Source organism: Thalassovita litoralis (assembly GCF_900182725.1).
GTDB lineage: Bacteria > Pseudomonadota > Alphaproteobacteria > Rhodobacterales > Rhodobacteraceae > Thalassobius > Thalassobius litoralis.
This window is the reverse complement of record NZ_FXTO01000027.1, coordinates 1-14440: the sequence shown is the minus strand read 5'-3', so window position 1 is coordinate 14440 and position 14440 is coordinate 1. Positions and strand designations below refer to the sequence as shown.

Annotated in this window: 15 protein-coding genes; 12 read left to right on the top strand and 3 right to left on the bottom strand. The window is 59.7% G+C overall.

The features are described 5' to 3' along the window. Positions 1-149 precede the first annotated feature (149 nt). On the top strand, positions 150-1307 hold the full coding sequence (locus tag FN828_RS15695; protein WP_081979662.1) for an acyl-CoA dehydrogenase family protein: 1158 nt from the start codon (positions 150-152) through the stop codon (positions 1305-1307). A gap of 21 nt (positions 1308-1328) precedes the next feature. Here the strand turns inward: FN828_RS15695 and FN828_RS15690 are convergent, their stop codons facing one another. Together FN828_RS15690 and FN828_RS15685 are read right to left on the bottom strand one after the other, a co-directional pair. Further along, positions 1329-2495 (bottom strand): CaiB/BaiF CoA transferase family protein, encoded by a 1167-nt coding sequence (locus FN828_RS15690; protein WP_142494379.1) that lies wholly within the window; start codon positions 2493-2495, stop codon positions 1329-1331. A 30-nt stretch (positions 2496-2525) separates the two neighbouring features. Next, a complete protein-coding gene (locus tag FN828_RS15685; RefSeq protein ID WP_142494378.1) occupies positions 2526-3671 on the bottom strand; it encodes a CaiB/BaiF CoA transferase family protein in 1146 nt (381 codons plus the stop codon). Positions 3672-3775: 104 nt separating this feature from the next. Here FN828_RS15685 and FN828_RS15680 point away from each other — a divergent pair, with 104 nt between their 5' ends. The 10 genes from FN828_RS15680 to FN828_RS15635 all read left to right on the top strand — a co-directional run bounded on the left by FN828_RS15680 (position 3776) and on the right by FN828_RS15635 (position 12886). Then, the gene (locus FN828_RS15680) at positions 3776-4153 is read left to right on the top strand and encodes a Zn-ribbon domain-containing OB-fold protein (protein ID WP_057796766.1); all 378 of its coding nucleotides are present in this window, start codon (positions 3776-3778) and stop codon (positions 4151-4153) included. A gap of 3 nt (positions 4154-4156) precedes the next feature. Continuing rightward, positions 4157-5308 carry a thiolase gene (locus FN828_RS15675; protein WP_142494377.1) on the top strand — a complete coding sequence of 384 codons (1152 nt, stop codon included), beginning with the start codon at positions 4157-4159 and terminating at the stop codon, positions 5306-5308. Between the two features lie 23 nt (positions 5309-5331). Continuing rightward, positions 5332-6189: a MaoC/PaaZ C-terminal domain-containing protein gene (locus tag FN828_RS15670; RefSeq protein WP_185959052.1), complete on the top strand. Its 858-nt coding sequence runs from the start codon at positions 5332-5334 to the stop codon at positions 6187-6189. 10 nt (positions 6190-6199) lie between these two features. After that, entirely contained in the window at positions 6200-7336 is a 1137-nt protein-coding gene (locus FN828_RS15665; RefSeq protein WP_142494376.1) for a CaiB/BaiF CoA transferase family protein, read from the top strand. 63 nt (positions 7337-7399) lie between these two features. Then, a complete protein-coding gene (locus FN828_RS15660) occupies positions 7400-8119 on the top strand; it encodes a transglutaminase-like domain-containing protein (RefSeq protein WP_028284916.1) in 720 nt (239 codons plus the stop codon). Then, on the top strand, positions 8116-8565 hold the full coding sequence (locus FN828_RS15655; protein WP_027264320.1) for a MaoC family dehydratase: 450 nt from the start codon (positions 8116-8118) through the stop codon (positions 8563-8565). The genes FN828_RS15660 and FN828_RS15655 overlap by 4 nt, the downstream gene beginning before the upstream one ends. Next, the gene (locus tag FN828_RS15650; RefSeq protein ID WP_142494375.1) at positions 8552-9676 is read left to right on the top strand and encodes an acyl-CoA dehydrogenase family protein; all 1125 of its coding nucleotides are present in this window, start codon (positions 8552-8554) and stop codon (positions 9674-9676) included. The genes FN828_RS15655 and FN828_RS15650 overlap by 14 nt, the downstream gene beginning before the upstream one ends. Then, positions 9673-10824, top strand: coding sequence for an acyl-CoA dehydrogenase family protein (locus FN828_RS15645; protein WP_136340186.1), 1152 nt, complete (start codon positions 9673-9675; stop codon positions 10822-10824). The genes FN828_RS15650 and FN828_RS15645 overlap by 4 nt, the downstream gene beginning before the upstream one ends. Positions 10825-10852: 28 nt before the next feature. Continuing rightward, on the top strand, positions 10853-11662 hold the full coding sequence (locus tag FN828_RS15640; RefSeq protein WP_028095226.1) for an enoyl-CoA hydratase/isomerase family protein: 810 nt from the start codon (positions 10853-10855) through the stop codon (positions 11660-11662). 27 nt (positions 11663-11689) lie between these two features. Beyond that, positions 11690-12886: a phenylacetate--CoA ligase family protein gene (locus FN828_RS15635; RefSeq protein ID WP_229669281.1), complete on the top strand. Its 1197-nt coding sequence runs from the start codon at positions 11690-11692 to the stop codon at positions 12884-12886. Between the two features lie 225 nt (positions 12887-13111). Here the strand turns inward: FN828_RS15635 and FN828_RS15630 are convergent, their stop codons facing one another. Beyond that, complete coding sequence (locus tag FN828_RS15630; RefSeq protein WP_169739214.1) at positions 13112-14089, bottom strand: FAD-binding oxidoreductase; 978 nt, start codon at positions 14087-14089, stop codon at positions 13112-13114. Between FN828_RS15630 and FN828_RS20605 the strand changes: the two genes are divergently transcribed. Then, complete coding sequence (locus tag FN828_RS20605; RefSeq protein WP_185959051.1) at positions 14040-14351, top strand: SDR family NAD(P)-dependent oxidoreductase; 312 nt, start codon at positions 14040-14042, stop codon at positions 14349-14351. The genes FN828_RS15630 and FN828_RS20605 overlap by 50 nt on opposite strands. The last annotated feature ends 89 nt before the right edge of the window (positions 14352-14440 follow it).

Here is a 14440-nt window from a genome sequence, read left to right as displayed (position 1 = left end):
GCCGAATGGGCGGCGCGTGATTAGATAAATCCGGATGCGCACGGTCCGAAGCCTTGTGACGCCCCGTCAGAACGCCTCGGGTTCATTGCCAGGAAATAAAACACTTGTTAGATTTCTTCAATGCAAGCATGAACCGATAGGAATAAAACATGTCTCTGATCAAGAACTCCCCGAGTTGGGCAGTGGATGAACACAAGATGTTCGCCGATAGTACACGCAGGCTTTTCGATGCAGAGATGGCTCCGAAGATTGAAAAATGGGCGGAGCAGGGAATTGTTGACCGCGACTTCTGGAAAACAGTCGGTCAGCAGGGTGTCATGGGTGGCTCGATTGCCGAAGAATATGGTGGGTTCGGTGGCGGCATCGGGTTCGACGCGATTACCGTCTACGAGCAGGGGCGCACCGGTGATACGGGTTGGGGCTATGGGATTCAGTCCATCGTAATCCATTATCTCAACGCATATGGCAGTGAGGAACAGAAGAAAAAGTGGTTGCCGAAACTGGTCAGCGGCGACAGCGTTGCGGCGATTGCCATGACCGAGCCTGGAACGGGCTCTGACCTCCAGAACGTACAAACCTATGCGGAAAAGGATGGCAACCACTACAAGATCAACGGTTCGAAGATCTTTATCACAAACGGGCACACGGCGGATCTCGTTGTTATCGTGGCAAAGACCGATCGCAACGCCGGCGCCAAGGGCGTTTCGTTGATCGTTCTGGAAACCGAGGGCGCCGAGGGCTTTCGCCGGGGACGGAACCTGAAGAAACTGGGTATGAAAGGTTCGGATACTGCTGAGCTGTTCTTCGAGGATGTGCGCGTGCCCACGGCGAACCTGCTTGGTCCGGAAGAGGGGCAGGGGTTCTACCAGCTGATGAAGCAGCTGCCTTGGGAGCGGCTGATGATCGGCATTACCGCGCTCGGTTTTATTGATTTTGCGATCGATGAAACGGTGAAATATGTTCAGGACCGCAAGGCATTTGGAAGCCGGATCATGGACTTCCAGAATACACGCTTCAAACTGGCGGAATGCAAAACCAAGGCCGAATTGCTACGCTCCTTCGTAAATGACGGGCTCGCGCGTCTTGAAGCGGGCGAACTTGATGCGGCCACGGCTTCGATGGCGAAATGGTGGGGCAGCCAGACGCAGAACGAGGTCATGCATGAATGCCTGCAACTGCACGGCGGTTACGGTTTCATGATGGAATACCCCATCGCGCGACTTTATGCCGACAGCAGGGTCCAGATGATCTATGGCGGCACCAACGAGATCATGAAGGAACTGATCGCACGCTCGATGGATGTTTGATCCGTCCGGTGCCGGGTGGGGCTACTCCCTGCCCGGCCCCAGAATTTCGTCGCTGTGTTCCCCAAGTCGCGGGGCCGGGCGATGATCATGTCGCGCAGGGGTCGCCGAAAAGCGAACCGGCGGGCGTGTCGTCCAGATCGCACCTTCGGTCGGGTGATCAATCCGTTGAAAGAACCCGGTTGCGGCAAGATGGGGATCGTTCGGTAAATCTGACAGGTTGCGCACTGGCATGGCGGGTATGTCGGCCTGCTCCATGAGGTCAAGCCACTCATCTGTGGTCCGGGTCAGCGCAATGTGCGCCACCATATCGTATACTGCGCCGATGTTGCGGCTACGGGCGTCCATGTCCGTGACCCAGACATGGTCGATCATGTCATTGCGCCCAACCGTCTTGAAAAACCGCGCCCATTGTACGTTGGTGTAAGGCAGAATTGTGATGTAGCCATCTGCGGTCTGAACCGGACGCCGGTGCGGAACCAGCATGCGGGCATAGCCGAAATCCTGCGGAGCCTCCTCGAAGGTGGCGCCATCCATATGTTCGGCCAGCAGGAAGGCGGCCAGCGTCTCAAACATCGGAACTTCGACATGCTGGGCCTGTCCCGTACGCTCGCGGTGGAACAGGGCGCCCATCACGGCATAGGCGGCGGTGACCCCGCCAAGCTTGTCGGCCAGAATTGTCGGGGCATAAGCGGGCGGTGCCTCGGGGTCGCGCAAGGTTGCCAGGCTGGCCAATCCCGACACCGACTGGACGGAATCGTCGAATGCTGGCTTGGCGGCATAGGGCCCGTCCTGTCCGAAACCGGTGGCGGATACCGTGATCAGGTTCGGGTTTTCCTGGCGCAGGGTTTCGGGTTCCAAAGACAATCTGGCAAGCGCCGCAGGCCGGATGCTCGAAATCATCACATCGGCATCGATGAGCAGTTTGCGCAACTGATCGAGACCGGTTTGTGTTTTGAGGTCGAGTACGACACTGCGCTTGTTACGGTTGGCCCCCAGAAAAGCGGCACCCATCAGCTTGTTGCGCGATGGCTGGACCTGGCGAAGAAGATCGCCCTCGGGGCCTTCCACCTTGATCACATCGGCCCCCAGATCGCCCAGCATCTGCGTCGCCAAAGGTCCGAAAACTACAGAAGTCAGATCGACGATCTTCACGTCTTGAAGGATCGCCGGATTGTTCTCATCGGTCATTTGATTGTCCACTTAGTTGCCTACCGTTTTTTATGAACGACGGCCGAACTCGGCGCGAAGGGCCTTGCCTTGCGCATCGAAGGCCGGGCAGGGGCCCAGTGCCGTTTCGCCGAGGCTGCGCCGGATCGGGGGGGTCGGGACGTTGATTTCACCGGAAGGCGTGCGAATTACGGACCGGTCGAGCTGGGGGTGACCGGACAGGGTCGCCACGTCGTTCACCGCGCCCGAGGCAATGCCCGCAGCGTCAAGCCGCTTCAGCATCTCGGCGCGGTCATGCGAGGCGAACACGGCCTTGATGAGAACTTCGAGCGCGGGTTTGTTTTCAATTCGCGACGTGTTGTCATGGAACCGGGGGTCGGTTGCCAAAGCCGCATCGCCCAGTATGTGTTCACAGAACCGTTGCCATTCGCCGTTGTGTTGCACGGTAATGACGACAAGCTGACCGTCCTTGCATTCATAGGCCCCGTACGGGCAAATGACCGTGTGGTTCAGTCCGACACGAGGTGTCGGCTTGCCAAGGTAATCGTGATACAGCAGTGGAACCGACATCCAGTCGGCCATCACATCAAACATTGCCACGGAAACGCCGCTGCCCTTGCCGGTGCGATCACGCCCGACAAGTGCTTCGCAGATTCCAGCATGGGCTGTCATACCGGTGGCGATATCGCAGACCGACACGCCCACCCGTCCTGGTCCGTCGGGTGTACCGGTCACTGATGCCAGACCGCTCTCGCATTGCACCAGAAGGTCATAGGCCTTGGCGTTGCGCATCGGGCCGTCTTCGCCATATCCGGTGATGTCGCAGGTCACTAGACGCGGGAAGCTCTCTCGCAGACTCGCGGAATCGAGCCCCAGCTTGGCCAGCGCGCCCGGCAGCAGGTTCTGAATAAACACATCTGCGTTTTCCAGCATCCTGAGCAGGATTTCACGGTCTTCGTCGGCTTTAATGTCCAAGGCGACCGATTCTTTGCCTCGGTTCAGCCATGTGAAATAGGCGCTTTCACCGTTGGCGGCGGTATCGTAGGCGCGGGCGAAATCGCCTGCGCCCTTGCGTTCGATCTTGATCACGCGCGCGCCGGCGTCGGCCAGCCGCGAGGAGCAAAAAGGCGCGGCGACTGCCTGTTCCAACGCAACGACGAGTTTGCCGGAAAGGGGGGCTAAGTCTGAACCTGACATGAGTTTCTCTCAATTGATCCTGAAAGGTTGACTAAATCTAACAATTGTTAGAAAGATTATCAATACGCTTAAACAAAGACTGGGTCGCTTGAAGGAGAACGCCAATGCAGGATGCCAAAGGACCAGACCAGCTTTTCCAACGCGCGCTGGCAGAGGGAGAGATCCTGCTGCCCAAGTGCGACGACTGCGGGGCCTATCACTTTTTCCCGCGAGTCCTGTGTCCACATTGTCATGGCACCGCGATTTCGTGGAAGCAGGCCGGCGGCAAGGGACGGGTCCACACCACAACAGTCGTGCGCCGAAAGCCCGAACGGGGCGGCGACTACAACGTATGCGTCGTCGAGCTGGACGAGGGTGTCCGGATGATGAGCCGGGTCGAGGGCATTGCCCCGGGTGAGGTCGTCATCGACATGCCTGTAACCGCATTCGTGGGCGAGGCCGAGGGTGTTCCGGCCGTGCTTTTCAAACCGTCGGAGGGATAGGCCATGACCACTGAACTTCGGGGGAAATCCGCCATCGTGGGAACCGGTCATGCCGGTCTCGGAGAAGCCCATGGCCTGACGGCCTATGATGTCATGGCGCAATCTGCGCTTGCGGCGCTTGGCGATGCCGGGCTGAAACTGTCCGACGTCGACGGGCTGTTTTGCACCATGATGGAAGACAGCATGCCGGCGCTTATGGCGGCGGAGTATCTGGGCATCCAGCCCCGTTTCATTGATGGCACGATGTCGGGCGGTTCGTCCTTCGTAAACTACCTGACGTCCGCGACCATGGCGCTGGACGCCGGTCTGTGTGATGTCGCGCTGATTGTTTATGGCTCCAACCAGCGCACCGCGTCGGGCAGACTGGTGACCGCTTCACGTCCGCCGGCCTACGAGGCGCCGTATAATCCGCGCTATCCGATCTCGGCCTATGCGATGGCGGCGGCGCGGCACATGCATGAATATGGTACCACCCGCGAACAGCTGGCCGACGTGGCCGTTGCCGCGCGGGCCTGGGCGCAGCGCAACCCCGAAGCGTTCGAGCGCGGCCCGCTGACCCGCGAGGACGTGTTGGGTTCGCGCATGGTGGGCGATCCATTGACCGTGCGCGACTGTTGTCTTGTCACCGACGGTGGCGGCGCGATCGTAATGGTCCGCGCGGACCGCGCCCGGGATTTCCCGAAGGCACCTGCCTATGTGCTGGGCAGTGCTGCGGCAAGCTCGCACCGGCAGATTTCCCAGATGAAGGATTTCACCGTGACCGCGGCCCGCGACTCGGGCGCGCGCGCCTTTGCGGCGGCCGGAGTGACCCCTGCGGATATCCAGGCGGTCGAGCTCTATGATGCCTTCACCATCAACACGATTTTGTTTCTCGAAGATCTTGGGTTCTGCGCGAAGGGCGAGGGAGGGGCCTTTGTCGAGGGCGGACGCATCGCGCCTGGCGGCGTGTTGCCGGTGAACACGAATGGCGGCGGCCTGTCCTGCGTGCACCCCGGGATGTACGGCATCTTCACAGTGATCGAGGCTGCCCGTCAGATCCGTGGCGACGCGCCGGGCATTCAGTTGAAGGATATTGATCTGGCGCTGGCGCATGGCAATGGCGGTGTGCTGTCCAGCCAGGTCACGGCAATACTGGGGTCACGAAACACGCTCTGACGGCGATCAAGGGAGGAAAGATCATGCCACTGGATTTCGAAGCACTTTCGAATTGGGATTTCGAAGAGATCAAGCAGACTCTGACCGAGCGGGATACCATCCTTTACGCACTCGGGCTGGGGTTCGGCGAAGATCCGACAGACAAGAAAGAACTGGCCTTTGTCTATGAGGACGGTCTGAAGGCGGTTCCCTCTATGGCCGTTACCCTGGGGTATCCGGGCTTCTGGCTGCGCAATCCGAAAACCGGCGTGAACTGGCAGAAAGTGCTGCACGGAGAACAGTGGCTCGACATCTACAAGCCGCTGCCGACACATGGCCGAATTGTCGGCCGCAGCAAGATCGACTTTATCGCCGACAAGGGCGAGGGCAAGGGAGCCGTCATTTACCAAAGCCGCGATATTATCGACGCGGACAGCGGCGAAAAACTGGCGCGCGTGGCGATGTCGGCTTTCTGTCGCGGTGATGGGGGGTTCGGCGGTGAAAACCAGGCGGGTCCGGCACCCGCAGTGCTGCCTGATCGGGCGCCTGATCATGTATGTGATATCAATACCCTGCCGCGCCAAGCCCTTATTTATCGTCTCAGCGGTGATTTCAATCCGCTTCATGCTGACCCGGATGTTGCCCGTTCTGTCGGGTTCGACCGCCCGATCCTGCATGGTCTGGCGACCTATGGGCTGGCGGCCCGGGCGATTCTCAAGACGTTGCTGGACTATGATTCTGCCCGGCTTGTCGGTCTGGATGTTCGGTTCTCGGCGCCGGTCTATCCCGGCGAAACCGTGCGGTTCGAAATCTGGGAAGAGGACGGCGAGGCCCGGTTTCGAGCATCTATTCCGGCACGCGACGTGGTTGTTCTGAACAACGGCGCGGCGCGCTTCGCCTGAGGCAGTGAAGATGGCTCAACCGCTCAAGGATATCCTGGTGCTGGATTTCAGCACACTTCTTCCCGGTCCGATGGCGACGCTCATGTTGTCCGAGGTCGGCGCCGAAGTGATCAAGTTCGAGCGTCCCGGAGTCGGCGAGGACGCGCGCCAAACCGAGCCCAAGATCGACGGAGAGAGCATCGGATTTGCCGTGTTGAACCACGGCAAGCGATCGGTGGCCATCGACCTCAAGTCAAGGGGCGCAGTGGAACGTCTGCGCCCCTTGATCGAGAGGGCCGATGTTCTGGTCGAGCAGTTCCGTCCCGGCGTGATGGACCGGTTGGGGCTTGGTTATGAAGCGGTGCGCAAGATCAATCCCGGTCTCATCTATTGTTCGATCACCGGCTATGGCCAGACCGGACCAAAGGCCAGCGCCGCCGGCCACGACCTCAACTACGTCGGTGATGCGGGTATCCTGTCGCTCAGTCGTGGACCGGATGACCAGCCAACGGCCCCGTTCGGGCTGGTCGCCGATATCGGAGGCGGAACCTATCCTGCGGTGATGAATATCCTGCTGGCCCTGATTGCGCGGCAGGCAAGCGGGCAGGGAACGCATCTGGATATCGCAATGGCCGAGGGGGCGTTCGCCTTTGCCTATTGGGCCCATGCCGAAGGTGTGATTGCCGGGCAGAACATCGAAAGCGGTGGCAGCCGTCTGACGGGTGGCCTGGCCCGATATCGGCTTTATTCGGCTGCGGACGGGCGTCAGATCGCCGTCGGCGCGTTGGAAGAAAAGTTCTGGCAGTCGTTCTGCGATGTTATTGGTTTGCCGGTGGCCCTTCGCGATGACTGGTCCGATCCCAATGCCTGCGCCGCAGAGGTTGCACGTCGTCTGAGGGAACACCCCTCGACCCATTGGGAGCCTTTGCTGGCAGCGGCAGATTGCTGCTGTTCGGTCGTGAAAACGCCCGCCGAGGCGGCGCGCGACCCGCATTTCAAAGCGCGTGACGTGTTCGGGCGGACAGTAAAAATCTCCGGCCGGGACGCGCCTGCTTTGCCGCTGCCAATTGCGCCGGAGTTCCGTTCTTCCGGAAATTCGGTCGGAGTTGCAGCCACTCTGGGCGAAGACAATACGCGTTATGGCTTGGACCAACCAAAGACAGAGTAAATCCCGTTGACGGGCAGGTTTTGAATCGGTAATCTAACATTTGTTAGAAAAAAGGAGGGGCCAATGGACAAGTCTGACGATGACCTGCCGACTGAAGCTGAGCGTTATGTCATGCCATCGCGCTTTGTGGAAAGCGATAGCTTGGAAGTGCAGGGTTTCGTGACATCGGCTTTGCGTGATCTCCCTGTGGGCGCAACCAATCGCGACAAGGCGATCCGCCTGTTCGAAGCGGTGCGCGACGATATTCGCTATGATCCCTATTGTTTTGCGCTGGATGAGGACTCTTACCGTGCCAGCCGTATCGCTGGGGCGGAAGCGGCGTTTTGCGTTCCCAAGGCAATTCTTCTGGCGGCTTGTTTGCGTGCTGTGGGTATCCCCGCCGCTCTGGGGTTCGCGGATGTGCGCAACCACCTGAATACACCCAAGTTGCAGGAGTTGATGGGGACCGATCTCTTTATCTACCACGGCTATGTTCAGCTGTGGTTGGGGAATGAGGCCTACAAGGTGACACCTGCATTCAACATGGAACTGTGTGAAAGATTCGGGGTCAAACCCCTGGTCTTCGACGGCTATCACGACGCGCTCTTTCATGAGTTCGACGAACAGAATCACCGGCACATGGAATATGTGAACGACCGTGGTCTCTATTTCGACGCGCCGATGGGTGAGTTCCTGGTGGCGTTCAAGGAAACCTATCCGAAGCTGGAAGAATTCAACCGCATCCGGATATCCAAGGATGCGAGCGGATACGATGACGGTTTCGCAAAGGAGGGTGCCTCTTGAGGTATCTGGAAGACTTCTCGCCGGGCCAAGTCTATCGCTTTCGCAGCGCTCCGATGAGCGCGGATTCAATAAAGGCCTTTGCCAAGGAATGGGATCCGCAGCGGCTGCACACCGATGAAGACTATGCAACCGCCATACATGGCAGCCTGATCGCCTCGGGCTTTCAGACCATGCTTGAGGTGTTCAAGCCGGTCATGACCGAGATGATGGTCGATGTTGCCAATATCGGCGGCATGGGCTTTGACAATTTGCGCTGGCTGCGGCCTGTGCACCCGAACGAACCCCTTGATGTCGAACTGACGGTCAACTCGGTCACACCGTCAAAAAGCAAGCCCGACAGAGGTGTTTTGCACTATACGCTCAGCGCCAAAAACCCCGAGGGCGAGGTCGTTTTTTCGACCGACACCCCCGTGATGATCCAGCGAAAACAAAATGACACAAACTGATATCCTTTCCAGCGAACAAGAAGACCTTCGCCTGTTGCGCGAGAGCGTGCGCACGTTGTTTGAACGGGCGGGCGGAAGTGACAGAGCCCGACAACTCCGTGATGCCGGGGGCGGTTTCGATCCGGAGATGGTCCGGGAACTGGCCGAGGCCGGTGTTTTCGGCGTGGCGGTGCCCGAAGATCAGGGCGGGCTTGGCATGGGCCTAGCCGCCGGGGGTGTCATCGCCGAGGAAGTCGGCCGTGTGATTGCCCCGGAACCGGTCGTGTCGACGATCGGTCTGAGCCTCGGCCTTCTGCGCCGCCTTTGTCCGGATCATCCGAAGATGGCACAGCTCATCGGCGGCGAAATTTCATTGGCGGTTGCCTGGCAGGAACGCGGCCCCGACGGGGCGCCTGCCGATGCGACCTGCCGATACGCGGACGGAAAGCTGACCGGTGGCAAGGCCTGGGTCGTCGGTGCGATCGGTTCGCACGGGTTCCTTGTCGTGGCCGAACAGGATGATGGTCCGGTTCTGGTTCTGGCTGAGGCAGACGCGCAGGGGCTTGTCATCGACAAGCGGACGCAGGCGGATGGCAGCTCTCTGGGCGAGCTTTCGTTTTCGGGAACTCCGGCCGCGGAATTGGCCAGCAGCGGTGCGGTTCTCACTGCACTGGCCGAAGCTGTCGCCGATGCAACGGCGCTTGCCGCGGCCGAGCTTGTCGGCCTGAGCGAGCGCGCCTTCGAGATCACGCTCGACTACATCAAGACGCGGGAGCAGTTCGACAAGCCGATCGGATCATTCCAGGTCATCCAGCACCGTGCCGTCGACCTCAACGTGATGTGCGAGGTCGCGCAGGCCGGAGTGCGGGAGGCGCTTGCGCAGATGGACAGCGAAACCGATCCGAAGGTTCGGGCCCCGATTGCCAGCCGCGCCAAAGCGCGCGCCGTCACGGCCGCCAAGAAAATCACCCGCGACGCCATCCAGCTGCACGGGGCCGTCGGGTACACGGATGAGTTCGATATCGGGCTCTACCTGAACCGGGCGCTGGTGCTGTCGGCCTGGTTGGGCGACGATGCCTATCACAGGCGGATATGGTTCGAGGCACGCGAAGCAGAGGGGGCAGCACAATGACCGACTGGAACGCTATGACCGATGCAGAGTTCCGCAAAGAAGTGCGCCAGTTCTTCGAGGCGGAATATCCCGAGGAGCTGCGTCACCTGCCGCACCGACCGAAGTTCGCCGAGATCGAACATTGGCACCGCAAGCTTCACGCCAAGGGCTGGGTCGCGCCAGCCTGGCCCGCTGAATTCGGCGGTATGGGGCTGAACGCCGCCAAGTTGCTGATCTTTTACGAAGAGCAGCAGCGCTGGGGCGTCAATCGCGGCCGCGACATGGGCGTGCAGATGGTCGGGCCGCTGATCATCAAATTCGGCACCCAGGAACAAAAAGATTACTGGCTGCCGCGTATCCTGAGTTGCGAAGATATCTGGTGTCAGGGCTATTCGGAACCCGGCGCCGGGTCCGATCTGGCGAACCTGCGCACACGCGCAGAGATTGACGGCGACGACTTTGTCATCAACGGACAGAAGATCTGGACCACGATGGCGCATGACGCCACGCATATTTTCATGCTGGTGCGCACCGATCCCGATGCGCCGAAGAAACAGCAGGGCATCAGTTTCCTGCTCGCTCCGATGGATCAACCCGGAGTCGAGGTGCGCACCATCACGACCCTGTCGGGCGAGACCGAGTTTTGCGAGGTCTTCTTTGACAATGCACGGACGCCCCGCGAGAACCTCGTGGGCGAGCTGAACAAGGGTTGGACGATGGCCAAGGCTCTCTTGAGCTTCGAACGCATTTTCATCGGTTCGCCAAGTCTGGCCCAGAACGCTCTGGGACAGCTTGAAAGTTTTGCCCGTGGCCGTGGCGCGTTTGACGATCCGGTGTTCCGTGACCGCTTTGCCCAGGCGGCACTGGATGTGGAAGATCATGCCGCGCTTTATGCCCGTTTTGCAGATCAGCTCAAACGTGGCGAGACGCTCGGTGCGGATGTGTCCATGCTGAAGATTTGGGTGACTGAATGCTTCCAGCGCATCACCGAGCTGATGATCGAAGCAGCCGGTCCCGATGGCGGCTCCATCGGGCCGCTTCAGGTCGGCAACGTAAGTGTCGATGTTCTGGCGAGTTTCTACAAGGCCAGACCTACCACGATCTACGGTGGATCGAACGAAATCCAAAGAAACATCCTGTCCAAGGCCGTCCTGGGACTGCCTGGCTGAATCAATACCCCACGGAGGAAATAGAACCATGTCGGATCGTTATGCAAAATACGATAAACTGAAATTTGACTACCCGGCGGATCGCGTCCTGCGCATCACGTTCGACCGGCCCGAGACATTCAACTCGGTCGATGCCGAAACCCACACCCAGATGACGGACATGTGGATCGATATCGACCGTGACCCAGACATCAATTCGGTCATCGTGACCGGTGCGGGCAAGGCATTTTCCGCCGGGGGTGATTTCAGCCTGATCGAAAACATGATTGGCAATTCGCACGAGATCATGAAGACGTGGAAAGAAGCCAAGGATCTCGTCTATAACATCATCAACTGCAACAAGCCGATCATTTCCGCGATCAATGGCCCTGCGGCCGGCGCAGGCCTTGTGGTTGCCATCCTGGCCGACATCTCGATCGCCGGAAAGAAGGCCAAGATTGTCGATGGTCATCCCCGCCTTGGTGTTGCCGCCGGTGACGTCGCGGCGATTATCTGGCCGCTGCTGACCTCGATGGCCAAGGCGAAATACTATCTGATGACCTGCAAGCCGGTGTCGGGCGAAGAGGCCGAGCGTATCGGTCTGGTATCAATGTGCGTCGAGGATGACGAGCTGCAGCAGATCGCGCTGGATACAGCCGTCGAACTGGCCAACGGCTCGCAAAGCGCGATTCGCTGGACCAAGTATTCGCTGAACAACTGGCTGCGCCAGGCCGGGCCGATCTTTGATGCGTCGACCGCGCTGGAGATGCTTGGCTTCATGAGCGAGGACGTCAAGGAAGGTGTGTTGTCGCACCGCGAGAAGCGCGCGCCGAACTTCCGTAAGGACTGCCCGCTTTAACACCAGATTGGACGAGGAGGCATGGAAATGTCTGATGATATCTACAAAGATATAGCTCAAGCCTATGCCGCTGCGGCCGAAAAAGCTCCTGGCCTGAAATCGCGATTTACGGCTGCCGGATTCGATCCGGCAGCTGTCACATCGGTGGCGGACCTCTCGCGTCTTCCAGTGATGAAAAAAGAAGAGCTTCTGAAGATCCAGCGCGAGAACCCGCCCTTTGGCGGGTTCCTGGCCTCGGATCTGAAGGATGTCGGGCGGATCTACGTGTCCCCCGGCCCGATTTTCGAACCGGCCCTTTCGGACGGTGGCGGCCACGGCCTTGACCGGCTGTTCAAGGCGGCAGGCGTGGGGCCGGGGGATATCATCCTGAACACCTGGATGTATCATCTGGTGCCCGCGGGGCTTTTGTTCGACGAAGCGGCACAGGCCGCAGGCGCCACGGTGATCCCCGGAGGCGTCGGCAATACGGAGCTTCAGGCACAGATCATCGCCGAAACCGGCGTGACTTCGATCTGCGCTTCGACCGCGTTTTTCCTGACGCTGGCGGACAAGGTGATCGAAACCTATGGCCGCGACGCATGGAAGGTGAAGACAGCCTTCCTCGGCGGTGAGATGGGCGACTGGATGGCCAAGCGCCGCCGGATCGAGGCCGAATACGGCGTGTCCACCTGGGCCGCCTATGCCACCGCCGATCTGGGCCTTGTCGCCTATGAGGATGGCGGCGAAGGCTACCTGGTTCATCCCGACCGCGTGGTGCAGATCTGCGATCCGGTCAGCGGCGAACAGGTCGCTCATGGCGATCCTGGCGAGGTTGTCGTGACCGCGCGCGATTCCACCTGGCCGATGATCCGGTTCGGCACCGGCGACAGCGCCTTTGCCCTGGAAAGCAACGCGGATGGCACCGTCAGCCGGATTTCAGCATTGCAGGGACGGGTCGGGGCAGCGGTCAAAGTGCGCGAGATTTTCGTTTATCCGCGCGTGGTTGAAGAAGTTGTCATCGGCACGCCGGGCGCAAAGGCCGCGCAGGCCGTGGTAACGCGCGAGAACGATCGCGACATGATCCGCCTCTCGCTTGTGCTGGAAGACGGTGCCGACGCTTCCGCCGCAGAAGCAGCCGCCGCTGATACCTTCAAACTGCATGCACGAATTCGTGCTGACGAGGTGAACATTGTTTCGGAACTACCCGAAAATGCAGAACTGATCGTCAACCAAAAAGACCGCTGAGATCGGGTTCTGTGCGCTTTGCCTGAATCCGACCTTTTAGCCGACACTGGCACGCGGGTTTTCGTGGACCCAAGACTTTCAACTTGGCGAAGGTCTTGGGGATCCCGGCCCCGCGCGCCCGTGGGGTGTCGCGGAAAGCGGCACAGGTCAAACGTGGTCGAAATCGACTGTCAGTTTTTTGGTTTTCGGACGGGCCTGGCAGGTCAGGACAAAGTTCTCCTTCAACTACCGAGGCTCCAAAGCATAGTTCAGCGTCATCTCTGCCTCGCCTTCGATAACTTTGGCGCGGCAGGTGGAACACATTGCGCCCTTGCAGCAATAGGGTAGTTCGATACCTGCTGCGGCGGCGGAGACCACGCTTTCCTGATCAGGTGTCATCACAAAGCTGCGGGCGGTGCCATCAAGGATCGCCGTGACCTGAACTCCTTCTCCAGTGGCGGCTTCCGCCGTAAGCGGCGCAAGCGTGACGGTGGCGGTATTGTCAGCATCGGCGGGAGCGAACAGCTCGTCATGAAAACGGTTCTCTTCAACGCCGAGGTCGCGGAGCGCGGTCTTGAGTTCCTGAATCATCTCGGCGGGGCCGCAAAGAAAAGCATCTTCTATTTCTGCCGGAGCGAACAGGGCACCGGAGAACTTGCGCAGCTTTTCCGCATCAAGCCGGCCCGAGAATAGTGGGGAATCGGTGCCTTCGCGCGTCAGTGTATGAAAAAGAGAGAACCGTCCGGGATAGGTATCCTTGAGATCGTTCAATTCGTCGCGGAAGATGATGGAACTTAGCGTTCGACTGCCGTAAAAAAGGATGAAGTTGGCCCCGGCCTCGGTGGCAAGCACCGAGCGGATGATCGAAATGATTGGAGTAGTTCCACTGCCCGGGGCCAGGGCGAGATAGGTGCGTGGTCCGCCTTGTCGTATCTTTGATCCGAATGTGCCTTCGGGCGTCATGACATCAAGTTCGGTGCCCGGTGGCAGTTCGCTATGAACGAAAGAGGAAAACGCTCCGCCTTCCAGCAGCTTGACCAGAACGCGCAACTCGCCATCGTCTCGGCCGGAGCTGACCGAATAGCATCGCCGCACACCATCGATATCACCGGCACGGCGCAGCGTGACGTACTGGCCCGGGATGAATTGATAGTCGTCCGCCAGATCTTCGGGATTGGGCGAGCATTTCGCCGAACTGCTGGCGGGGCAGGATGTCGACGTCACATTGGCCGCCCGCCGCGTCGCCCGCTTGTCTGAGCTTTCCGCAAAGATAGCGGCGGAAGGGGGGCAGGCCGATGTGATAGAGATGGACGTGGCGGACCCGGAGTCGGTGGAAGCCGCGCTGAAGGGACGGGTCTTTGACACTGTCATCAACAATGCCGGAACGACGGCATCTCTTCCCGCATTGGAACACGGGCCGGCCGAAATCGACGCGATCATAGACACAAATCTCAAGGGCGCATTTCATGTCGCACCGTATCGGTAGTGCCCCGTGGGGTGGTGTAAGAGGCCGCGCGCGAAGCCCTTGGCGTAGCGCAGCGCGCGGCCGGGCTGGCGGCCATCGCGCTTCTTCGT